Source organism: Leifsonia sp. Root1293 (assembly GCF_001425325.1).
Taxonomy (GTDB): Bacteria; Actinomycetota; Actinomycetes; order Actinomycetales; family Microbacteriaceae; genus Orlajensenia.
On the sequence record NZ_LMEH01000001.1, the window covers coordinates 1,720,940 to 1,741,924 of the forward strand.

The 20,985-nt window shown below is 64.1% G+C and carries 25 protein-coding genes; 10 read left to right on the plus strand and 15 right to left on the minus strand.

The window, feature by feature from the left end; all coding sequences use genetic code 11:
* Nucleotides 1-336 precede the first annotated feature (336 nt).
* The 4 genes from ASC59_RS08100 to ASC59_RS08115 form a co-directional block, all read right to left on the minus strand.
* Nucleotides 337-984 (minus strand): hypothetical protein, encoded by a 648-nt coding sequence (locus ASC59_RS08100; RefSeq protein WP_055820602.1) that lies wholly within the window; start codon nucleotides 982-984, stop codon nucleotides 337-339.
* Nucleotides 985-1,084: 100 nt separating this feature from the next.
* A complete protein-coding gene (locus ASC59_RS08105) occupies nucleotides 1,085-1,384 on the minus strand; it encodes a hypothetical protein (RefSeq protein ID WP_055820606.1) in 300 nt (99 codons plus the stop codon).
* A 49-nt stretch (nucleotides 1,385-1,433) separates the two neighbouring features.
* Nucleotides 1,434-2,315: an RNA polymerase sigma-70 factor gene (locus ASC59_RS08110; protein ID WP_055820609.1), complete on the minus strand. Its 882-nt coding sequence runs from the start codon at nucleotides 2,313-2,315 to the stop codon at nucleotides 1,434-1,436.
* Nucleotides 2,316-2,505: 190 nt separating this feature from the next.
* Nucleotides 2,506-3,243, minus strand: coding sequence for an alpha/beta fold hydrolase (locus ASC59_RS08115; RefSeq protein WP_055820611.1), 738 nt, complete (start codon nucleotides 3,241-3,243; stop codon nucleotides 2,506-2,508).
* Between the two features lie 281 nt (nucleotides 3,244-3,524).
* Here ASC59_RS08115 and ASC59_RS08120 point away from each other — a divergent pair, with 281 nt between their 5' ends.
* Nucleotides 3,525-3,968: a GNAT family N-acetyltransferase gene (locus ASC59_RS08120; RefSeq protein ID WP_055820613.1), complete on the plus strand. Its 444-nt coding sequence runs from the start codon at nucleotides 3,525-3,527 to the stop codon at nucleotides 3,966-3,968.
* 154 nt (nucleotides 3,969-4,122) lie between these two features.
* Here ASC59_RS08120 and ASC59_RS08125 read toward each other — a convergent pair whose 3' ends face one another.
* Nucleotides 4,123-5,073: an alpha/beta hydrolase gene (locus tag ASC59_RS08125; RefSeq protein ID WP_055820616.1), complete on the minus strand. Its 951-nt coding sequence runs from the start codon at nucleotides 5,071-5,073 to the stop codon at nucleotides 4,123-4,125.
* A gap of 242 nt (nucleotides 5,074-5,315) precedes the next feature.
* Here ASC59_RS08125 and ASC59_RS08130 point away from each other — a divergent pair, with 242 nt between their 5' ends.
* The 3 genes from ASC59_RS08130 (at nucleotide 5,316) to ASC59_RS08140 (ending at nucleotide 7,873) form a co-directional block, all read left to right on the plus strand.
* Nucleotides 5,316-6,269, plus strand: coding sequence for an alpha/beta fold hydrolase (locus ASC59_RS08130; RefSeq protein ID WP_055820618.1), 954 nt, complete (start codon nucleotides 5,316-5,318; stop codon nucleotides 6,267-6,269).
* A 139-nt stretch (nucleotides 6,270-6,408) separates the two neighbouring features.
* On the plus strand, nucleotides 6,409-7,389 hold the full coding sequence (gene sigJ / locus ASC59_RS08135; RefSeq protein WP_082513474.1) for an RNA polymerase sigma factor SigJ: 981 nt from the start codon (nucleotides 6,409-6,411) through the stop codon (nucleotides 7,387-7,389).
* A gap of 31 nt (nucleotides 7,390-7,420) precedes the next feature.
* Entirely contained in the window at nucleotides 7,421-7,873 is a 453-nt protein-coding gene (locus tag ASC59_RS08140) for a MarR family winged helix-turn-helix transcriptional regulator (protein WP_055820621.1), read from the plus strand.
* Nucleotides 7,874-8,002: 129 nt separating this feature from the next.
* Here ASC59_RS08140 and ASC59_RS08145 read toward each other — a convergent pair whose 3' ends face one another.
* Together ASC59_RS08145 and ASC59_RS08150 are read right to left on the minus strand one after the other, a co-directional pair.
* A complete protein-coding gene (locus tag ASC59_RS08145; protein ID WP_082513475.1) occupies nucleotides 8,003-8,764 on the minus strand; it encodes an ABC transporter permease in 762 nt (253 codons plus the stop codon).
* Nucleotides 8,761-9,480, minus strand: coding sequence for an ABC transporter ATP-binding protein (locus ASC59_RS08150; RefSeq protein WP_055820629.1), 720 nt, complete (start codon nucleotides 9,478-9,480; stop codon nucleotides 8,761-8,763). The genes ASC59_RS08145 and ASC59_RS08150 overlap by 4 nt, the downstream gene beginning before the upstream one ends.
* Before the next feature lie 351 nt (nucleotides 9,481-9,831).
* Here ASC59_RS08150 and ASC59_RS08155 point away from each other — a divergent pair, with 351 nt between their 5' ends.
* Nucleotides 9,832-10,221, plus strand: a complete 390-nt coding sequence (locus ASC59_RS08155) for an SHOCT domain-containing protein (protein ID WP_055820632.1) — start codon at nucleotides 9,832-9,834, stop codon at nucleotides 10,219-10,221.
* 133 nt (nucleotides 10,222-10,354) lie between these two features.
* Here the strand turns inward: ASC59_RS08155 and ASC59_RS08160 are convergent, their stop codons facing one another.
* Entirely contained in the window at nucleotides 10,355-10,828 is a 474-nt protein-coding gene (locus ASC59_RS08160) for a winged helix-turn-helix transcriptional regulator (protein WP_055820635.1), read from the minus strand.
* 103 nt (nucleotides 10,829-10,931) lie between these two features.
* On the opposite strand from ASC59_RS08160, the gene ASC59_RS08165 reads away from it, so the two are divergent.
* Nucleotides 10,932-11,426, plus strand: a complete 495-nt coding sequence (locus ASC59_RS08165) for an SRPBCC family protein (RefSeq protein ID WP_055820638.1) — start codon at nucleotides 10,932-10,934, stop codon at nucleotides 11,424-11,426.
* A 230-nt stretch (nucleotides 11,427-11,656) separates the two neighbouring features.
* Here ASC59_RS08165 and ASC59_RS08170 read toward each other — a convergent pair whose 3' ends face one another.
* Nucleotides 11,657-13,087 carry a RecQ family ATP-dependent DNA helicase gene (locus ASC59_RS08170; protein WP_082513476.1) on the minus strand — a complete coding sequence of 477 codons (1,431 nt, stop codon included), beginning with the start codon at nucleotides 13,085-13,087 and terminating at the stop codon, nucleotides 11,657-11,659.
* 117 nt (nucleotides 13,088-13,204) lie between these two features.
* On the opposite strand from ASC59_RS08170, the gene ASC59_RS17205 reads away from it, so the two are divergent.
* Nucleotides 13,205-13,372, plus strand: coding sequence for a hypothetical protein (locus ASC59_RS17205; protein WP_157487957.1), 168 nt, complete (start codon nucleotides 13,205-13,207; stop codon nucleotides 13,370-13,372).
* Between the two features lie 107 nt (nucleotides 13,373-13,479).
* Here ASC59_RS17205 and ASC59_RS08175 read toward each other — a convergent pair whose 3' ends face one another.
* The 6 genes from ASC59_RS08175 to ASC59_RS08195 all read right to left on the minus strand — a co-directional run bounded on the left by ASC59_RS08175 (nucleotide 13,480) and on the right by ASC59_RS08195 (nucleotide 18,956).
* Complete coding sequence (locus ASC59_RS08175) at nucleotides 13,480-14,550, minus strand: hypothetical protein (protein WP_055820645.1); 1,071 nt, start codon at nucleotides 14,548-14,550, stop codon at nucleotides 13,480-13,482.
* Between the two features lie 231 nt (nucleotides 14,551-14,781).
* Nucleotides 14,782-14,946, minus strand: coding sequence for a hypothetical protein (locus ASC59_RS17210; protein ID WP_157487958.1), 165 nt, complete (start codon nucleotides 14,944-14,946; stop codon nucleotides 14,782-14,784).
* A 1,167-nt stretch (nucleotides 14,947-16,113) separates the two neighbouring features.
* Complete coding sequence (locus ASC59_RS08180) at nucleotides 16,114-16,518, minus strand: hypothetical protein (RefSeq protein ID WP_157487959.1); 405 nt, start codon at nucleotides 16,516-16,518, stop codon at nucleotides 16,114-16,116.
* A 75-nt stretch (nucleotides 16,519-16,593) separates the two neighbouring features.
* Nucleotides 16,594-17,601, minus strand: a complete 1,008-nt coding sequence (locus ASC59_RS08185) for a D-glucuronyl C5-epimerase family protein (protein WP_162243178.1) — start codon at nucleotides 17,599-17,601, stop codon at nucleotides 16,594-16,596.
* A gap of 311 nt (nucleotides 17,602-17,912) precedes the next feature.
* Entirely contained in the window at nucleotides 17,913-18,386 is a 474-nt protein-coding gene (locus ASC59_RS08190; protein WP_157487960.1) for a hypothetical protein, read from the minus strand.
* Nucleotides 18,387-18,494: 108 nt separating this feature from the next.
* The gene (locus ASC59_RS08195) at nucleotides 18,495-18,956 is read right to left on the minus strand and encodes a hypothetical protein (RefSeq protein WP_157487961.1); all 462 of its coding nucleotides are present in this window, start codon (nucleotides 18,954-18,956) and stop codon (nucleotides 18,495-18,497) included.
* 256 nt (nucleotides 18,957-19,212) lie between these two features.
* Here ASC59_RS08195 and ASC59_RS08200 point away from each other — a divergent pair, with 256 nt between their 5' ends.
* The 3 genes from ASC59_RS08200 (at nucleotide 19,213) to ASC59_RS08210 (ending at nucleotide 20,979) form a co-directional block, all read left to right on the plus strand.
* Nucleotides 19,213-19,791: a sugar O-acetyltransferase gene (locus ASC59_RS08200; RefSeq protein ID WP_055820658.1), complete on the plus strand. Its 579-nt coding sequence runs from the start codon at nucleotides 19,213-19,215 to the stop codon at nucleotides 19,789-19,791.
* 114 nt (nucleotides 19,792-19,905) lie between these two features.
* The gene (locus ASC59_RS08205) at nucleotides 19,906-20,376 is read left to right on the plus strand and encodes a hypothetical protein (RefSeq protein WP_055820661.1); all 471 of its coding nucleotides are present in this window, start codon (nucleotides 19,906-19,908) and stop codon (nucleotides 20,374-20,376) included.
* Nucleotides 20,377-20,571: 195 nt separating this feature from the next.
* Nucleotides 20,572-20,979 carry a DUF7878 domain-containing protein gene (locus ASC59_RS08210; RefSeq protein ID WP_055820664.1) on the plus strand — a complete coding sequence of 136 codons (408 nt, stop codon included), beginning with the start codon at nucleotides 20,572-20,574 and terminating at the stop codon, nucleotides 20,977-20,979.
* Nucleotides 20,980-20,985: the final 6 nt, after the last annotated feature.

Consider the following 20,985-nt stretch of genomic DNA (forward strand, 5'->3'; position numbering starts at 1 on the left):
TCGTCGGTGGAGTGGTCTCGCCCGAGTCCACGACAACCGTCACTCCGGGATCGAGAAGCGCAGCGAGATCCGCCGCACTCGCGTGCTCCGCCGCCAAACGGAACTTTCGTACGGCTCTGTAGTGCATGGGCCTGGCGAGCCACTCCCAGACAATGGGCCAGATACGCCTTGTGCCGGCCGCTCCGCCCGGGACCTGCTCGTGCGATGTGAGTGTCATCCTGCACCCCGACTCCGACCTTGTTGCCAACGATGGTGATTCGACGCCCTCACTCGTGGTTCCACGAGAGAGGGTTCACAAGGATGACCGGCTTCAAGGCGGTTCTGTGACGACGCCCGTCAGCGAGTCACCGCAGGCGAGTCAGAAGTCCGCTCGGGGCTCTTCCTCGACCACTCCGCGGTGACTGCACGAACACGGCGACGCTGATAGGCGAACGTTGCCACCCAGACGAGAATGCCGACGAGCACGCCAGCCCACGTGGCGATCGCATTCGACGCCCCCAGGCCGACGCTCACGGCCAGAGCCGTGACTGCACCACCGAGAACGGCGTTGACCACTCCGATCATGCTGGCCATCCCGAAGAGGACCGACCACTTCGAATAGTGCACACCGTACTTCCCTGTGGTGAGCGGATCTTCCTCTGAGAAGAACGTGGAAGCGTACGGGCCGAGGGTGGCGTAGTGAGCTCGGATCCGTTCCATCCGTCGCTCGACGGTGATGTTCTCGATGGTGGTGTCGACCAGACGGACGACCGTGAACCATCCGAGGACCCAGATCGTGGGGAGGACCGTGAAGGCGAGCGGACCGAGGAGACCTTCCGCGTTGCTCGTGAAGCCGATCGCCACGAGTCCACCCGAGAGAGTCGACAGGTAGATCATGGAACGGGTTCCCGCCTCACCGATCGTGGAACTGGCGATCGACTGGAGCATGAACTGCTCGGATCCCAGCGCACCCAGCAGGGCGGGAGCATCCTTCTCTTCGGACATCTTCTGACTCCAATCCGCAGGCATCGGCCCGCAACTACACAGACCGGAGAGGCGCTCCCGTTGTGACATGCATCCGTCTGTCCCCGGTGTCCGACGGCCGTCAGCGGTTCGAAGAGTCGCGATTCCAGCTCTCGAGCTTCGGTGGCGATACGCACAGCCACAATCTGGTGATCGCAGTCGAACCATCGACGCTCAGCACGCCGATGACTTCACCGCTCCCACGCCGAAGGGCGAGACCGGCCTGCCCATTGACGTTCGCGGTGAAGAATCCGGCATCCGGGTGCGAGGCTTGAAGATCGTGCAGCGCACGGACGACTCGCATGCGACCGCTGGTGACGCCGCCGGACTCATCACCGGAGTCGGTGACCATGGACACGTCACGGTGCAGGAGACTCACCATCGCAAGCTCATCCCCGTGGAGCAATGCGGAGCGCAGGCGAGCAGGCAGGTCATACCGCGGCACTGATGGTCACCGCTTCTAGCTTGTGCGGATTCATCATCCAGAGAACTTGATCGATGCCCTCGGCGCCCACGACGACGGTCAGCACCGCGAAGATGCTGCCCTCCTTGGACAGCAGCACGGAAGCCTGACCGTTCGTGTTGGCTTCGATGCTGTCGACGCCGGCCCAGAAATGCGAATGGAACGCGGTGATGAACTTCGCCACGCGCTGGCGGCCGACCACCGGGAACTTCGAAGCACGCACTACGCCGCCGCCATCGGAGAACGAAACGACATCCTCAGCGAGGAGGTGCTCCAAACCGACCAGGTCGCCGGTCTTCGCAGCGGCCAGGAATGCGGTGAGCAGCCTCCGCTGCTCGGACTGGGGCACCTCGCGTCTGCGTTCACCTGTGAGGTGCTTCCGCGCACGGGAGACGAGTTGCCGGGCCGCGGGCTCGGAGACCTGGACGATGTCACAGATCTGTTCGTAGGGGTAGGCGAAGGCTTCTCGCAGCACGTACGCAGCCCGCTCCGTCGGGGTGAGGCGCTCCAGCATCACGAGCACGGCGACGCCGAGTGCCTCCGCCCGCTCGGCGCCGAGGGTGGGGTCCTCGCTGGTGTCGACCGGCTCCGGCAGCCAGGGGCCGATGTACGTCTCCCGCTGTGCACGAGCCGACTGGAGTGCATTGATCGCCAGACGGGTCGTCACCGTCGCCAGGAACGCTGACGGATCCTGCACCTGCGCGCGGTCAGCGCCCTGCCACCGCAGCCAGGCATCCTGGACGATGTCCTCCGCTTCGCTTGCACTGCCGAGCATCCGATATGCAATGCCGAACAGCCTTCCCCGCACGGCTTGGAAGGCGGCGAGTGCATCGTCGAGGGTCGCATCCATGGCTGATCCTGTCGTCAGGGGGAAGGGGACACCAGCTGTCCTCTCTATCTCTGACCGGTTGGACCACGCAGTTGTGACGTCATCAGAGAAATCTATTGAAGAAGATCTCTCGTGACCATCGCCACGGTGCGAGTGCGCGGGACGAGTGGTCAGCCCCGCGCACTCAGACTGTTGATGCTTCCACTGAGGATCAGGCGGCCACCTGATCCTGGGTCACCGCGCGAACAGCGTCGAGGATCGTCGCTGCCACCGCTTCGGGCTGCGAGACACTGATGGCGTGCGACGCGCCATCGATCTCGGTCGTGCCGCGCGAGCCTGCGCGCTCTGCGCCGGCACGGTGCACCGCAACCGGGATGTTGCGGTCCTCGCTACCGAACACATGCCAGGACGGGCGGTCCTTCCATCCGGGCGTCGTGGCCTGCACAGCGTCTTTCAGGGCAGCCTCCGTCACGGGGCGTTGGGTCGCCCCCATGAGCCCGGCGACCTGCACGGGCACGTCCGCCGCGAACTGGCCTCGGAACAGGGGCCGACGGATCACGAGTTCCACGCCTCCGGTCGAGATCGGGCGGGCATCGAGGGCGTCACCGAGGGTGGAGCCGGGTTCACTTGCGGACAGCGAGAAGGCGCTGTCTCCGGGCTCGGGGACGAAGGCGCCGGCGTATACCAGGCCGACGACCTGGTCGTTGTGCGCAGAGGCCTCGCTGATGACGAGTCCTCCGTAGGAATGACCGACGAGCACGACGGGTCCGTCGATGGAGGCGATGACGTCGCGGACGTATGCGGCGTCGCCGGCGAGGCTGCGGAGCGGGTTGGCGACCGCGACGGAGGTGACGCCCTCGGCGAAGAGGGCTGCGATGACGCCGTTCCAGCTGGCGGACTCGGCGAACGCGCCGTGCACGAACACGACGGTCGGCTTCTGATCTGACATGACTGTTGCCTTTCTCGGATCCCGCCCGCCCAGTGCGGACGGGATGCAAACTCAGACCAAGCGGGGCGACCACTTGTGACCACATCCGGCGATTCTGCCGCTGCGTCACAACCGTGACGCCACCTCGGTCATCACTTGTGACAGGCTCGGCCGAGTCGTGAGAGAAGAGCGGGAGTACCGGGTTTCAGGCGGCTTCTTCGGAGGTTGCGCCAAGCAGAGCATGACTGGTCCCACCCGCCGCCGAGGCTGTCTTCGTTCGCGACCGACCGTAGGAGGTCCCCATGAGTGCAGGCGATGAAACCCGACAGTTCGAGTACCCCGACTCCGCCGGCTATCCCGACGGATCCGGATTCCTGGATGAAGGCACAGCGGCCACGGTTGACGACGTGGCACGTCCTGCCGCCCATGCGGTGGACCAACCGTCGGCAGAGGCGGAGTCCGAGATCCAGGTGCGCCATCGATCCGAGGAGCACATCTACGCGGCGATGGCCGCCGGTCGGCAGATCGCAACCCTCCGATACGACATTGTGGATGGTCGAATGGTCCTCCTCGCCACGACGGTTGAACCGGAGTTTCGTGGTCGAGGCATAGCCTCAGACCTCATCGCCGATGCTCTCGACGACATCCGCGTTCGCGGCATGAAGGTCACGGTACGGTGCCCGGTAGTCGCAGCGTTCATCGCCGAGAACGGACAGTTCGCGGACGTGGTGCTGCCAGCACGATAGACGCTTCGCGCAATGCCCGTGGATGGGAGCTCGACGCCGGTCCACGTGCCGTCTCTCGAGTGGAGGCCACAACGATTCACCGCGCTCCGGTTCCGGAACGCGGTGAAGGTGGTGAACGTGACGGAGCCGAATCCCAGCAGCCCACCCGACCTGCTCAGGCGCGGCCGAGAGCCTTGCGGAGCACGTGCACGGCCTGCTCGACGGCAGCGGTCACCGCGGGAGACGGACGGAGCGGATTCAGCATCATGAAGTCGTGCAGGGTGTTGTTGTACCGCACGCTCGTGGTCCGCACCCCCGCCTCCGACAGGCGCCGCGCGTACGCTTCACCTTCGTCGCGGAGCACGTCGTTCTCGTCCGTCAGCAGGAACACCTCAGGAAGCCCGGTCAACTGTTCGATCTGTGCGCGAAGCGGCGAGGCCGTGTAGTCGCCCCGCATGGCGGCATCCGGAAGATAGCAATCCCAGAACCATGCCATGGCGGCGGCGGTCAGGTACGGGCCGTCGGCGAACTCGCGGTAGCTGTCCGTGTCCCGGCCGGCGTCGGTCACTGGGTAGTAGAGCGACTGATGAACGAAGGAGACGTCGCCTCGTTCCTTGGCGAGGATGGCGACCACCGCGGTCATGTTTCCCCCGACGGAGTCTCCGGCCACCGCCAGGCGCTGTGCATCCAGGCCCTTGTCGGCGCCGGCTCGGGTGATCCACTGGGCGGTGGCGTAGGCCTGCTCGATGGCCACCGGATGCTTCGCCTCCGGCGACCTGTCGTACTCGACGAACACCACGGCGGCGTCGACGCCGACCGCGAGCTCGCGCACGAGACGGTCGTGCGTGGCGGCGTTGCCGATGACCCATCCGCCGCCGTGGATGTAGAGGATCGTCGGCAGGAGTCCAGTCGATCCGGCCGGCTTGACGATGCGCACCCGCACATCACCGACGGCGGCGGGAACGGTGATCCACTCCTCGTCGACGTCGAGCTTCGCGATCGGGGCGGCCTGCAGGTCGTCGAGGACCTTCCGGGCGCCTTCCGCGCCCAGTTGGTAGAGGAACGGTGGTGTCGAAGTGGCGTCGGCGATGGCCTGCGCTTCGGCGTCGAGGATGTGCGCGTGCATGATGTGTGCCTTCCGTTGTGCGTCGGTGTGGGACAGGAGCATCCCTGACGGATGCCCCTGCCAGATACGACCGGAGTGAACACCGGACTGTGACGAACGAGCGGATGCATTGACGGATGCTGTCGACCTCGCCAGGCGGTGGTCACAGACCGGCGCGCTGCCCGGTCGAAGCTGCTGGCGGGTTCACCTGACCATTCCGACTCACCATGCCGCCCATGACCCGTTGAACTGAGGAGCTCCCCATGACTGACACCGCCACCCGTCGCCTCGAGCCAGTGCGGCACATCCGAACAGCACACCTCGACGTCGCATACTTCGAAGCCGGTCCGGCGGACGGCCGACCCGTCCTGCTCCTGCATGGGTTTCCGTACGACGTCAACAGCTACGTGGATGTAGCGCCGAACCTGGCCGACGCCGGTTTCCGCGTCATCGTGCCGTACCTGCGCGGACACGGCGACACACGCTTCCTGGACCAGTCCATCCCGCGCAGCGGCCAGCAGGCTGCACTCGGACACGATGTCCTCGAGCTCATGGACGCTCTTCGGATTCCCCAGGCGATCCTCGCGGGGTACGACTGGGGCGGCCGCCCCGCCTGCGTCGTCGCCGCGCTGTGGCCCGAGCGTGTCACCGCCCTGGTGTCGGTCAACGGGTACCTCATCCAGGACATCAGCGCCTCGATGAAGCCGATCCGTCCGGACCTGGAGGCGGGATTCTGGTACTTCTTCTACTTCTTGACCGAGCGCGGTCGTGCCGGGCTCACCGAGAACCGCCGAGCAATCGCCGAGGTGATCTGGCGCCGCAATTCACCGCAGTGGGCGTTCACCGGATCAGACCTCGACCGTGCCGCGGCGTCGTTCGAGAATCCCGACTTCGTCGAGGTCGTGATCCACTCGTACCGGCATCGGCTTCTCCGCGTGGCTGGGGCGGCCGAGTACTCCGGGCTGGAATCCCGGTTGGCACAGTTGCCCTCGATCGCCGTTCCGACCATCACCCTGGACGGGCTCGCCGATGGCAATTTCCCGGCTCGAGACGCTGCCACCGCCGGTGCTCGTTTCGTGGGCCCCTACGAGCATCGTCAGGTTCCGCACGCAGGCCACAATCTGCCGCAGGAGTCGCCGCTGGCTTTCGCCGACGCGATTCGGAGCGCTGCGGACCTCGCCGCCGCGATGCCTGTAGAGCAAGCCCCGGCCCCCTGAACGCTGGGGTTTTGGTGGCGCGACCGGGGTGACATGTATTAGATCGCTTGCCATTTACTCGTGTACTTACTAATCTGGGCGGCACCGACACTGCCGCCCGCGGAATCCCGCGAAGGACTGACGTTACGAGGCAACTGGAATGGTTACGGATCAGAACATCGCTCTCGTCGATGGAAGCGACGCACTCGCCGTCTTCGGTCAGATGCGCCGCCGACTGTTCGGCATCGCCTACCGCATCACCGGCACCGTGGCTGATGCCGAGGACGTCCTCCAGGACGCATGGATCCGATGGCAGCTGTGCGACCGATCCTCGGTCCGCGATGCGCCGGCGTTCCTCGCCACCATAGTGACGCGTCTGGCAATCAACGTACTCAGCAGCGCCCACTCCAGACGCGAGACCTACATCGGCCCCTGGCTTCCCGCGCCAGTCGATACATCCGCCGATCCCACTCTCGGCGCCGAGCGCGAGGAGGCTCTGCAGCTCGCCACCATGATCGTCATGGAGACCCTCACTCCCTCTGAACGGGCCGCCTACGTGCTCCGGGAGGCATTCGACTACCCGTACGACCGCATCGCGGAAGTGTTGTCGACCACGGAAGTGGCCTCGCGCAAGCTTGTGAGCCGCGCGCGGAAACGCATGGCGGATGCGCCGATGCCCACGGATGATCGGACTGTCCACGCCGATTTTCTCGAGGCCTTCCTGCTGGCCGCCCGCACCGGGGACATCAGCTCGTTGGAGAATCTCCTGGCAGTCGAGATCGTCAGCTACACCGACGGCGGAGGTCACGTCCGACACACTGCACGTCGCCCCATCACCGGCCGCGAGAAGGTGGTCCGCTTCCTTGCGGGTCTCGCACGCTGGTTCTGGAACGACCTCGATCTCGTGCGCGCCGACATCAACGGGCGGCCCAGCGTCGTCCTCGTCCATGGCGCCGACCTGGTGGCCGTGCTCAGCATCACCGTCCAGTCCCGCGAGATCGCTCAGCTGCTCTGGATGATGAACCCCGGCAAGCTGGAAGTCGTGGCGAGCATGCGCTCATTGCAGTCCGCCCGAGGTGACTGGATCGTCGCTGAAGCGCCCCACCGACCGGCGCTGAGTCCCTCGTCTGCGATCATCTAGTCCACGATGCATTGGCATTAGAGTTGCACGCATGCCAGAAGTTGACTCGAAGCCGACCGTCGTGGATCTGGACGACATGGTGTGCTTCAATCTTCACGCCGCGTACCGTGCCGTGACCGCGGCATACAGGCCGCTGCTCGAACCACTCGGGGTGTCCTACCCGCAATACCTCGTCCTTGCCGTGCTCTGGCGGGACGGCGATGTGCCTGTCGGGAGACTCGTGAGTCAGCTGGGCTCCGACTACGGCACCATGACGCCGATCGTGAAGCGCCTCGAAAAACTCGGCTTCGTCACTCGAACCCGAAATCCGAACGACGAACGATCCGTCGTCGTGTCCCTCACAGAACGCGGCACGGCGCTGCAGGAGCAATCAGTCGGTGTCTACACAGCGATCGCCGATGGGTTCGGGTTCACCGACGAGCGAGCGGATGCCGCGCTCGAGGTCCTGCGAGGCATCACCGCTCGCGCTGCCAGCTCGGACTGAGCAGAACAGCTCGAACTGAGCAGAGCAGCTCGAACTGAGCCGGCCGACTCCTTCGACACCACAACGTCGTCATCACCACTGTCCCCGGCTGAAGTTCCACCGCGCCTCCCGAGCGCTATGAACATGCGATCACCGGTCGAGTTGCATTCTTCTCCACGCAATCACTGTGGTCGGCCAGAAGACCAGAGGCACGGTCAATGTGAAGGCGAGCTGCACCAAGGTCACGGTTTCGGGCGCGATCGCCCACATCGCCGGCGCAGCCAGCGGCATCCAGGCACCTGCCCCGCTGACGACACCGAACTGCGCGATGACGACGATGCCGACCCCCGCCGCTATGCCCGGCAGCAGACCACGTCCCAGAGTGGCGGCCCAGGCAACGGGTACCGCGACGAAGGTGGAGAGCGACAGGAGGGCGAAGATCCGCCCCAGCGACACGAGGTCCTCCGGGCCGGGAGCTCCGTACCCGAGGGCGACTCCCACACCGGTGACGACGAGAACCAGAACAGCGCCGGTGGCAATTCCCCACACAACGAAGACGATCAGCTTGGCGGACGCGATCACGTTCCGTCCCACAGGGGACGCGAAGAGCGCCCCGATGGTGCCATCCACGAACTCCCGGCCGATGATCCAGCTCAGCGCTACCGCGAACGCGATCAGCCCTCCCGCACCAGCGATCTGATCGACGACATTGATGAGCAACGGCCAGCCCTCATCGGTTCCGAACGGAGCCAGCCGAGCAATGATCTGCGGATTGCCCGACCGCAGCGCCAACACCATGGCCACGGCCAGGGCAGCTGTCCCGGCCAAGAGCAGGACACTGATCATCCGGAACACGAAGGACGCCGAGGCCTTCCGGGCCTCGGTTGCGATGGCCACAGCCAAGCCACTCATGCGCTGAGCTCGTCATCGGCTAGCACTGCTGCGAAGAAGGCACGCTCGATGTCCGGGGTGCCCGGCTCCAGATTGCCGATGATGGTTCCACGGTTCATCAGGCTGATGCGATCGGCGATCCTCGACACCTCGTCCAGATGATGACTCGAAACCAGTACTGCTGCACCCCTATCGCGACGACGCAGGATCGCCTCCCGCACGAGTATGACGCCTGCGGGGTCAAGGGCATTGGTCGGTTCGTCCAGCACGATCAGCTCCGGATGGTGCTGCACGGCCGCGGCGATGCCGAGCCTCTGCTTGTTCCCCTGCGACAGCCGCCTCGCCAGGACGTGCCGGAACGGACTTAGTCCGAGCTCTGCCACACCGGCATCCACCATCTCGTCGATCAACGCCGGGTCGGTGAGCTTCAACTGGGCGGCCATCCGGAGATTGGTGACGGCATCCAGCTCGGGATAGGCGAACGGCGTCTCAACGACATGACCGACCCGCCCCCACACGCCGGACGGAAGTGAGGCCACGTCCACGCCGTCGATCACGACACTTCCCGACGAAGCCCGCAGCATCCCGAGCATGAGCCGCATCAACGTGGTCTTGCCTGCCCCGTTCAGGCCGACGAGAGCATGCACTTCCCCCGGCGCCACGACAATGGACGCCGCCTTCACGCCGGCACCGCCAGAGAATGTTCGAGAAACTGAGCGCGCTTCGAGACTGACCATGAGAACTCCGATGTCATGAGAGTGACCAATCGATCACCCGCCGACCAGACTTCCCGGCACTCCACCCATCACCGTACTCCCCCAGATGAGGCGTGGACCCACCGAGAACGCAGACCTGCGCTCTGAATGGATGCGCCGAACATCTGCTCGAGGGCGGGGACTTCCACCCCTGCGCTGCCCAGCCTGATTCGCCTGCTCCTCGAAGTCATCCGAAACGTATGATTCGGCAGATCTCGTCGCGCTGGTAGCCTCCGTGAACCACCATGCGTGAGATGGCAGCCTGAACCCTGGTTGCGACTCGTTCAGCGCTGGTTACGACGTCCGACAAGCTCCCGCCGAAAGGGAAATTTTATGTTCAACGACAACGGGTCGTTCCTGCTCGCACTCTTCGAGTTCTTCCTGTTCTTCGCCTGGTTCATGTGCCTGTTCTGGGTGATCGGCGACATCTTCCGAAGCAGCGACCTCGGCGGGGGCGGAAAGACGCTCTGGATCATCTTCGTGATCCTCATTCCGTGGCTGGGCATCCTGGTCTATGTGATCGCTCGCGGCAGCGGCATGCAGGAACGCCAGCTGGAACAGGCGAAGGCGATGCAAGCGAGGCAGGCTGAGTACATCCAGTCCGTGGCGCGTCCGTCCTCAGCGTCAGCGTCAGAAGAGATCGCTTCGGCCAAGTCGCTGCTGGACTCGGGCGCCATCACTCAGACCGAGTTCGATGTCCTGAAGTCGAAGGCCCTCGCATAACGCTGGTCCCACTACTTCGCGAGCGCAGGGCTCCGGCCTCGACTACGGGCAGTTGGTCTGGCGCGACTCCCGCCCGTTCGTCGCCTGCGACGCAGTCGACCGCTGCGGTGGCGCTGCTCAGCGTGCGTCGCCGTCACACGACCGCGCGCGCCCTGGCGCTCAGCCGCGCGAACGCACTCTCCGCTCCTCCGAAGAGGGAACCGCCCTCACGCGCGGCCTGCTGCCACTCGTCGAGTACGTCGTGGCGGTCCATCGCCATGACCGCCTCCCACGGATCGTCCTCATCGATGGGAACGCCTCCCATGCCCCATCGCGCCGCCTCGTACAGGAGCGGGATCGCGGCGATCCCGCGCTCCGTCGCCGAGTAGGTGACCTTGCGGGCATCCGTCTCGCTCGGGATGCGCACGATGATTCCGCTGCGCTCGAGCCTGGCGAGGCGATCGGCGAGCACGCTCGGACCGATGCGCTCCTCGGACCGCAGGAACTCCCCGAAGGTGTGCTTGCCGAGTGTGAGCAGGTCGCGCATGATCAGCAGCGACCAGCTGTCCCCGAAGGTCTCCACGGTGAAGTTGGTGAGGCAGGTCGACCGACCCTCAGCTCGCTTCATGAATTGAGTCTATGGCATTGACTTTGATCATCATAGTGATTTACGCTTCGATCATCGAAGTGAAACGGATGCCGCGGCGGCGGCCCGCAGCGGAGGAGTCACGATGGACGACACGACCCGGAACGAGACGCATGATCTCGTCGTGAGCCGCGACATCCCTGCCCCCATCGGGGCAGCATGGGAGTCGTGGACCGAACCCGATCGCGTGCTGCGCTGGTGGGGACCGAACGGCTTCACCTGCACGGTCGCCGATCTCGACGTGCGCGTCGGCGGCACGTCCATCGTGTGCATGAGCGCGCCCGACTGGGGGTTCCCGGCTCTGTACAGCACCTGGGCGTACACGCTCGTCGATGCACCGCACCGCCTCGAGTTCATCCACAACATCGCGAACGAGCACGGCGCCACGATCGACCCCGCAACCATCGGGGCCGCCGGCATACCGCGCGACGTGCGGCACGTCATCACGTTCGAGCCGAGCGGCGACAACGCGACTCGACTCACCGTCACCGAACTCGGCTACAGCGACCCCGAGCAGCTCGAACTCTCGAAGAAGGGCCTGGAGGAATCCCTCGACAAGCTTGTCGCGATGTACGTGTGAGCCCGCCGCCTCAGCCGTCCGTGCATGCCCGAGGCCGCGCGGCTCCCACCGCGTGCCGTCGTAGTGGGCATGTCGTCCGAGCTTGCGGCGCCGGTTGCTCTGAGCGGTCGGTCATCCATGGCGGGGCTGCGACTGCCGGCCCTCGTCGATGACTGCCGAACACTGGTGGGACCTGTGAAGCGAATCTTGCCTTGTCACGTCCCCGGCGTGATCCCGTGGTTCGGTTGTGCCTATTCAGCCAGCGTGAGGATGCCGCGGTCTATGGCATCGCGGGAGAGGGTCTTGTACCCCCAGTTCGCGAAGAAGACAGTCAGTCGGTCTTGTCGAGCGCTCATCACCACCCCATCTCCCCACAGCTGATGGTGGACGTGCGTCTCCGGTGAGTAGGTGTCTCCAAGCGCCTCGGGTTGGATGGTCTCGTAGGCGGTGCCGCTGCTGCAGGTGTCACAGTTCCCGCACGGCGCGGCGAGTTCCTCGCCGAAATAGGCAAGGAGGAACATGCGCCGGCATTGTCGGGTCTCGGCGTAAGCGCGGATCATCATTAGACGAGACTGGTCGATGTGCTTCTGCTGCTCGGAGGAATGCGAGGCGAAGTAGTTCCGTAGCGCCAAGTCTTCGAGTCTGTAGTGGAGGGTGACCCGGGCGGGTTCGCCGTCCCGGCCCGCCCGGCCGATTTCCTGGTAATAGCTTTCCAACGATTCGGTGATCGCCGCGTGGATGACGAAACGTACGTCTGGTTTGTCGATTCCCATGCCGAATGCGCTGGTTGCGACAACGACATCGGTGAGGTCGTGGTGGAAATCCTCGTAGGCCTCATGCCGATCGCCGCTGCCGAGGCCTGCGTGATAGGCGACGGCCGTCACTCCATGAGAGTTCATCTCCGCGGCGTACATCCCGGTGTCCCGCCTGGTGGGGACGTAGACCAGACCCGGTTTTGCAGCCGAGATCGTTTCCGCGAGGACGGCGGATCGTTTCTCGCGATCGTCTTCGTGACGGATGACCTCGAGTCGGAGATTCGGGCGGTCGAACCCACTGCCGAGGATATGGGCATCCCTCATCCCGAGCCGCTCGACGATCTCGTCTCGCACGGGTGGGGAGCCGGTTGCCGTTAGAGCAAGCGTCACCGGATGCCCCAACTTCTCGATCGCGGCACCCAGGTGCAGGTAGTCGGGGCGGAAGTCATGCCCCCAGGATGAAATGCAGTGGGCTTCGTCCACAACGAAGAGAGTCACCCCGAGCGGAATCAGTCGATCGATCACCTCATCTTTCGACAGTTGCTCCGGCGAGAGGAACAGGTACTTCGCTGCGCCCGTAGTGATGGCCGCCCAGGCTTGCTGATTTCCATGTTCACTCTGGCTGGAGTTGACGGCGACCGCACGGGGTGCAGCGGGGTGAGCCTCGAGGCCCTCGATCTGGTCGACTTGAAGCGCGATCAAGGGAGACACCACGATCGTTGGCCCGGTCAGCATGGCGCCCGCTACCTGGTAGATAGCGGACTTGCCATGGCCCGTCGGCATGACGGCGAGGGTATCGGTTCCCGCGAGCACGTTGGCGATCCCTGCAGCTTGGCCGGCGCGAAGATCGGACCACCCGAACAGCTGGTTTGCAACGGTTGGAGCATCAACTACCGGTAGCGGTGCATTCTCTTCGGGCTTCTTCATAAGTCCTCCGGGTTGTTCGTGCGTAGGCCGCATCGTGCACGCTATCGCTTGGCCCGACATGGAGCCCGCAAAACGGATGGGCTTACGCTGTCGGTGACGCCGACCGAAGGATTCGCCGTGTCCGATGAGAACACTCCTGACCACCACATCCCGTCCGCGGATGAGTCGAGCTTTCCTGAACTAGAAGCGGATGAGACCATTCCTCCGCGACCGGAAGAGGAGATCGCCGACGTGCTGCGCGCCGAGCCCGACCTTGAGGATCACAGCCGGCATCCAGAGGCCTGAGCCGCGTCAGATGAAGATCCCTCCTCGGGACTTCACGGAGTACGCCCCTATCTCACTGCGAGTCGCGCAATACCGGCAAGACGGCTGACCGACGTCGGGACAACGCGCTATGTAGTCCTGTACTCGGGAACGATGCCGCCGCGGAAGACGAAGTCCGGCGTGTACGGGAAACGGTCGGCAGCCTCGATCGCTGCCCGGTACTCCGGCCCTGGTGTGGCGATGCGGGTGACGAGTGGATGTTCTGAGGAGACGCTGCGAACCGCGTCCCTCCAGATTTCTGCAACCGATTTCGGAATCTCGAGCTGCAGCACTGGTGCCACGTCCATGTCAGCCTCGCGCACGTTCTGGACTGCCCCGATTGCGTGACTGGGCTCATCAACTGCGACAACGACGACTCTCACAGTGCCCTGATGTGTTGGCCGATCATCGAGGGCTGAGTACGCGTGCCGCACGAAGGTCGACAGGGTTGATTCGACCGCGGGCGACACGCCCAACCGCCCCCGAGCTTCGGCCGGCAATGCCGGGACCAGGGAGCTGAACGCCAAGATCCAACGGAAGTCGGTCGACTCGAATACCAGCTCGTCTCCGTGGTGCAGATCGGCAACGAGGATGACCTCATCGGGATGCCGCAGTCGAGAGCGTTCAAAGTCCGGTGGTAGTTCCACTTCCGTCAGGACCGGAGCCGCCTCGAGCTCTGCGACTGCTTCGGCGGCGTCGACAGCTGATCTGCCTGTGAGGATGGCCATATCCGATGGATTGATTCGTGTCTGCAGCAGCCGGGCGAGGCCGGGCCAGGCGTTCGCGAACGCGACCGGAACAGTAAACCAGAACACCCAGACCAGATCGCCACCCACTTCTTGCTGCCTGAACGACGCCGGCCCGAAGTCAGGCTCGGTGGTCCCGCTCGAGACGACGATCCGAACAATGTCGTCAGGACCAAGTGCCCATGAGTAGAAGCTCCCGTACCTCAAGATCACGCCCAGCGAATCGCGAAGACCAGGCACAGCCGTCTCAAGTCCCGGATACAACGGAAGCTGGGCTTGTAGTGCCAGGAGCGTTCTGAAGGTTGCTGCCGACAGTTGGAACACATCGCCCACTGCGAAGTTCGCGAACAATTCCAGCGTCCTCCAATCCGCCGAGTTCTCTACGGCCGGCGTTCCGATGTGGAGCGGAATCATTCCGCGAAAGGAGAGTATCTGGTAGCAGGTGAGTCGCCACGCGCTATGGATGCGAACCCACGAGATCCGCGGGCTCCGGCATCGGAGTCACCGACAAGGAGCATGCGGCCAGCGTCAACACCGGCGCAACCGAAAGCGCCAGCCGTACACGCTGGCTCGAGGAGGTTCTCTCCAGCGAGTGGGCAGGCCTGAATGCGGGTCCGAATACCCTCAGCGACTTGACGAGTCGCGTCACGCCGGGTGCCAATCATCGTCCTCGTCCCGCTCGACCGGGTAGGACTCGCTCAGCGTTCGTTCGAGACCTTCGATGGCATCCCAGTAGCGCTCGCCCCACTCAGCTGGCCGATCGTAGGCAGGCCATCCGGGCTGCGCCGAGTAGTCCTGCAGACCTGCCATTCCCCACATTCGTCCAAGCATGGTGCACACGACGTCCAACGGAGCGCCGGCTGGATCGGGCTGAATCTCTTCCCTGAGCCGCTCAAACCACGATGGTGAGTCCGGCGGTCCAGCCTCGTCCAACACCGCTCGGACGAGCATGAAGGAGTCTGAGACTTCAGCCCATCGATCATTCACTAAGCCCCCCTACCACCCGTCGGTTCGCCCGAACGGACGCCGCGGACCCGGAGTGCGATCCGCATACCACCGCCATGACCAACGTCCCTGTCCGCTCACGCCACAGGTGCCTTTACCGGACCCGCTATGGGATGCGGTCCTCCCCAAGATCCCGGCCACGTACCCGGGTCGATCTCCACACCATTTTGGAGATGGTTGGAAGCCCACTCCGTCTGCCAGAGGTCATCGAGGAACGCGGCGCGCTCCACCCGCTTGGCACGATCATCACCGGGGGCAGGGAGAAGTCCGGCTCGACCAAGATCCACCGCAGCACCGATGGCGTCAGCGAGGCTCGGCACTGTAGCTCGAGGCAGATCAGGCCAGCTGGCGTCTATCACCGTGCCAGACCGTTCCGGCACCGCGTCGATTGCAGCCTGCCACCACCCTTCTTGCGCGATTGGGATCCACGCTTTACTCCACTGCCATGGTTCCGTGTCCGTCCTGAGCCAGACAATATGTTCGATGATCCTGGCGGAACCAATGAGCGGGCCGCAGTCAATCGCCGGCCACCATTCACGCCCAACTTGTCCGTCGTGCGAGCGCAACAGCACCTCGAGCTCGGCTGGGAGCGGCATCGGAGAAACCGCAGCCCTCAACGCAGCAAGTCCCTCCTCGTCGATCGGCCCCCGGAGATCTCTCCAGAGCGCAGGCGCCAGGGCAGGAAGCTCCAGCTCGACCCGCCGAAGAGTATCTGCCATCCGGGCACCACGATCATCCATGCTTCGATTCACTCATCAAGCCGTCGATCGCGACAGCCCCTGTTAACGTCACCGCGCCCGCATCGCAACTATCAAACGCGCTCAACTGGAAACGCGCTCACGGGAACGGGTCCCTCGGTCGGCGTCCATCGAAGGGGAACTGCTCGGTTCCACTGTTGTCGAGCACACCGGAGCAAAGGTCGTGCCCTGACTCCGGCGCAGTGCCAGGTCCCTGCTTTCGGTCGGAGGGCGATCAGCGTCGGCTGCGCCACACGGCCAACGCGTACCTGCGAGCATCGTTCGTCCAGAGCAGGAGCGTTGCCGCGACGATGATCACCGCGGCGATCACGGCGACGAGGAGGAGACTCGAGGCGAACCACAAGGAGCCTGCACTCAGGACTGTCGCACCGACGCGAGCCCACCTTCGGCCTCGCCATGCTGCGATCGCCACCACCCAGAACACCGCCGTGTACGTGGTGATGAGCAGCACCAGTGTGACGATTCCTGCTGGACCGATGGAGCCCAGTGATGCGCCAAAGACGCTGGCGACGAACTGAACGGCGATGAGCACGGCGACACCGGCAATGGGCACCGACGCCATGCTGGTGCTGAGCGGTCGTCGCGGCGCCAGGTTGAGTGTCGCCGCGGTCAGCGCCATGTCGTTCATGATTCGTCACCCGTGTTCGCTCGTTCGCGCGCCAGCCGCCCGTGCGGTCTCACGATCTTGGCATGCTCAGCCTTCGGTGCGTTGATTCGGCTGCCAGTCGTCCCGGAGGCGATCCGCCCAGGTCGTGAACGCGGCGTCGCCGGTGAGTCTCGCGAGAGTGTCGAGTTGCCAGGAGTGGATCACATGATAGGTCTGGTTCTGCCACAACTCACTCTGGCAGTACGGCGCCTGCACACAGTAGTAGGAGACCCCGCCTTCCACTCGCACGGCTGGCATCATCCGCTCGAGTACGGTGGTGGCACCACCGGTGAAGTAGCGTGCCGCCTCGGCATTGCCCGTGTGCCGCCAACAGTCGTACAGGCCGAACAGGGCGAAGATCTGTCCGTTGAGCACCAGCAGTGGCGGCTGATTGCCGGCGTACTCCTCGAAGTAGAGGTGGTCGTCGACGACCAAGGAGAACGAGGGTTCGTCGCCGGCGCTTCCCTGCGCGAAGCTGGACCAGGTGTGATCGGCTGCGGTGTCCCAGCGCTCATCACCGGTATCCTCCGCGAGTCGTACGAAGAGCGACAGGGCCTGGCCCTGCGCCATGCCGGAGTACCAGGGTGCTGAGATGGTGCGCTCGTAGTAGGTCCACGGGAAGGAGTACGGGTACCACCAGGCGTCGTCACGCACCGTGTGCATTTGGACGAGGCGTTCCCCGTGCCGGACAGCACGGGCGAGCCACTCCTTGTCGCCTGTGCGCTCGTACTCCATCAACGCCGAGATCCCGTACTGCGCGTACGCGACAGGGTGGTCGGCGCGCTCCCCGGTGTCGCGTCGCAGGTAGATTCGCAGTCCAGTCTCATCGATCTTGTTCGACGCGTCGGCGACATCCACCGGCGGGCGATCCGAATACGGCACGGGCGCGTCAGCGCTCAACGTCCATGAGGTGAGCGCCCAGGTGTTGAGCGGCTCAGCAGACCTCACGACTGCCGTGGGAGTCGCACTCACCGGATGCTCCCCCATCCACATGATCTGCGCGACCAGCAACAACGCGAACGCGACAGCGACGATGGCGACAACGTGGGCACGCACCTGCATATGTATCCCCCCGGACAATGCTGCGATTCGACCACGCGCGACGGCGCTCCCGCCCTGCGACCATAGCACCGGACACCCGTGTCCGCTGAGCTGTCAAGCTGAGACTTCGCCCGTTGCAAACTAGGCGCTGTCGGGCATTCTTGCCGTTCGAATCAGTCGCAGGCGTCAGCCAGCTCGATCGACGTCGTCCCATGCTCGACGTACTCGACCCCGTCGACGATGTAGGTGACTTGCGCTGCGGATGCGGTCCCGTTCTTTCCGCCGGCGCGTTCGAGGATGAGAAGTGATTGGTGCCAACGCTGCGCCTAGTACATGCTCGGTTCGATGGAACTCTGGATCCAGGTGGTGATCGGCCAGAGCACCCATATTTGCGCGAGGGTGCAGGCGAACACGAATATGACGCTAACCACCGCGATGGTGATGACGTAGACGATCCCGAGAATGATCCGTCCACTGGGCCGGTCGATCTCAGCGAGAGCAACCGCGGCAGCTCGGAGTGCGATCCCGGAGGTGAGGAACGGCAACGCGTAGGCGAGCATCCACGCACCGAACGTCAGCGTCCAGTAGAAGGAAGGCTCCAGACGTCCGGCGATCATGGTGACGGTGACCACGGTCGAGACGACCCCGATCGCTGCTGCGCCTGCCGAGATGAACAGCTGCGCATGACCGACCCACCACATGCGCCGGAGGAACCCCGTCAGGTCCTCCGGAGGGCGGCGACGGAACCAACGCACCTTCGTCGCTGGTCTGGTCGCTACGGTCGTGAGCTGGTCAGTCACATGCACTCCCCCGGTTTCTGTTGATACTCCCATGCGCAGCACCGACGGATCCGATGTTGAGAGGGTCCACCAGCATCACCGGTCCGGTGAACGGTGCCGGCGCATCGTTCAGCCGTCCAAGAGCTTGTACTTCTGCCAAGTCCCGTAGTCGTCGGGGTCTCCTAGGTAGATGACAAGCCAGAGACGTTCAAGGCTGGGTCGGATATCGACTGTCATAGTCACGTCCGAGGGGAGGGTCTGACTGTCCACTTCGTCGGACGGCGGGTCGAGTGTGATCTCGATGGTGCCGTTGACATCTGATCGTTCCCATGTGCCGGCACCGGAGACGGGGCGGGCCTCGGGATCATCGATGACGTTGCTGACGGATGCGGTTCCGTCGCCGTTCAACATGATCGACCGGGTACTGGCGGGTGTGACGTTCTCCCATTCGCCGACAAGCTCAGCATCCGACACCGGCCTGCTTTCGGCGACAATGCCGCTCACGAGCCAGGTGACTGCCGGGATGATGACAACGGCACCGACGGTCAGGAACGCGATGAGGAGAACATCGGGTCGTTTCCGCATTTCCATCGGTGCGGTTGGTCCTTTCGAGATGCTGTGTTGGAGACGGTATCGGATCCTTGCGAAGCCCGACGGCAACACTCAGATGCGGGTGTATCCCCAAACTGTTGCAGCACCCCGACGATGTCAGGCGTCCACAAGCTGTTAAGCCAGCGCCAACACGATGACTGACCCACCACTGGGCAAGACAAAGCTGTCCTCGCCCAATTGCCATAGCTGCACTGCTCGAACCCCATGCGCCCCAGCGGTTGAGTAGCGTATGGGGATGACGACCGTCACTCTCGCTGACCTCCTCGAAGCACTCAATGCCGGCCAGACCATCACAGGCGATTCGCCATTGCACGCCGTCATGCACCAAGCCAGTCAAGACGCCCTCCGAGTGACGGCCGAGCTCAACAGCAGCTACCACGGCGCCGCGGAAGTCCGCGGGCTCCTGTCCCAGCTGACCGGCATCGTCGTGGACGAATCCACGACTGTCTTCCCTCCCTTCTACTCCGACTTCGGGAAGAACATCCGATTGGGCAAACGGGTATTCATCAACTCCGGATGCAAGTTCCAGGACCAAGGCGGCATCGTGATCGGCGACGACTGCCTCATCGGCCACAACGCCGTGCTCGCCACTCTCAATCACGACCTCGATGTTTCTCGCAGAGCCGACATGCACCCGGGTCGCATCGTCATCGAGAGCAACGTGTGGCTTGGAGCCAACGTCACTGTGGTCCCCGGCGTGACTATCGGCAAGAACTCTGTAATCGGCGCCGGCTCGGTGGTCACAAAGGACGTACCCGCCAACAGTGTCGCGGTCGGCTCCCCCGCACGCGTCGTCCGCTCACTCCCCGCCTGATCGCCCGAGAACACTGGCGGCAGCGTCGATCCCCATTGTCATCAAGTCAGATAGCAGGGCGGACCGTCGCGGGTGAGCGCAAAACCGTTTGGTCGGCTGGGATACTGACCGATAATGGGCAACGTGAAGAGTGTCCTCTCCCTCGCCGATTTCAAAGCGGCGTTTGGCGACCTCGCGCTCGCTTTACCTGACGGGCAGGTCCTCGGATCAAGCCAGTCAGACTGGCCGGCGGTAGTGCAGGCGATCGGTCGCACCGGATGGAGCGTGGCGTGGAGCCACGACGGTGGAGCCGTCGAGCTTGGCCAGCTGCACGATCCGGATCGGCGCCTTGATTCATTCGCGGTGCGCCCGATCCCCACCGTCCGAGTGAACTTCTTCCTCGGGGACGAGGTGCTTTTCGACGTCGATCTCCGCGAGCTTCAGGATCAAGTCGCGCTCGACGCTGTGTGCGAGGTATTCGCACTCTTAGGGCGGTCGCTCGGGAAGCCGGTGACCCTCTCTCACGAGGGTGACTTCGACGATGTCGTGATTCGGTACGAGCCGGGCACCGACGACTTCACGTTGATTCCAACATCGATCCTCTGAAGCTCGCGTTCCAGACGATGGATGCATGCCCTCACCAGAGACCGACGCACGGACTGAGGGCGGCGCGGTACCTGGCGTTATGGAGATTCATGGCGTTGCCCCGCGAAGCCATCTATTGCTCTGCTGGAAAAAAAGTTGGGCCAATCGCTCCAGCGCGGCCACGTCACCTTTCCCAGGAAACGTAGGGTGACCAATATGGAGATTGAATACGATCGCCTGAGCGCCGACGAACTGCACGGCACGACGCAAGCCGACTATCTAGTCGCTGTCGACGCGCATCTTCGTCTGATCGATGGAGGGGAGACGGTCTTCGAAGAACCGGGATTCCCGATCGTTGAACTTGCGCGAAGCCTGCTCATCTGGCTCGGGAGTCCTGACCGAGGCGACTTCGAGTTCGACTCGATGTCGTATGAGGAGATTGGCGCTTTCAGGATTTGGCACGTGGATGGGCGCTGGGCACTCGGCTCGGTCTTTGCGCCGGGCGCCGCGACAGCACCCGGTGGGCGACGCGCGGTCGATGAGTGCTGCAGACGTTTCATCGCGAAGGTTGAGACCGACCTGCGGACGATGGGCATCAACGCCGCCGAGGTATTCCGACGATGAGTAGGA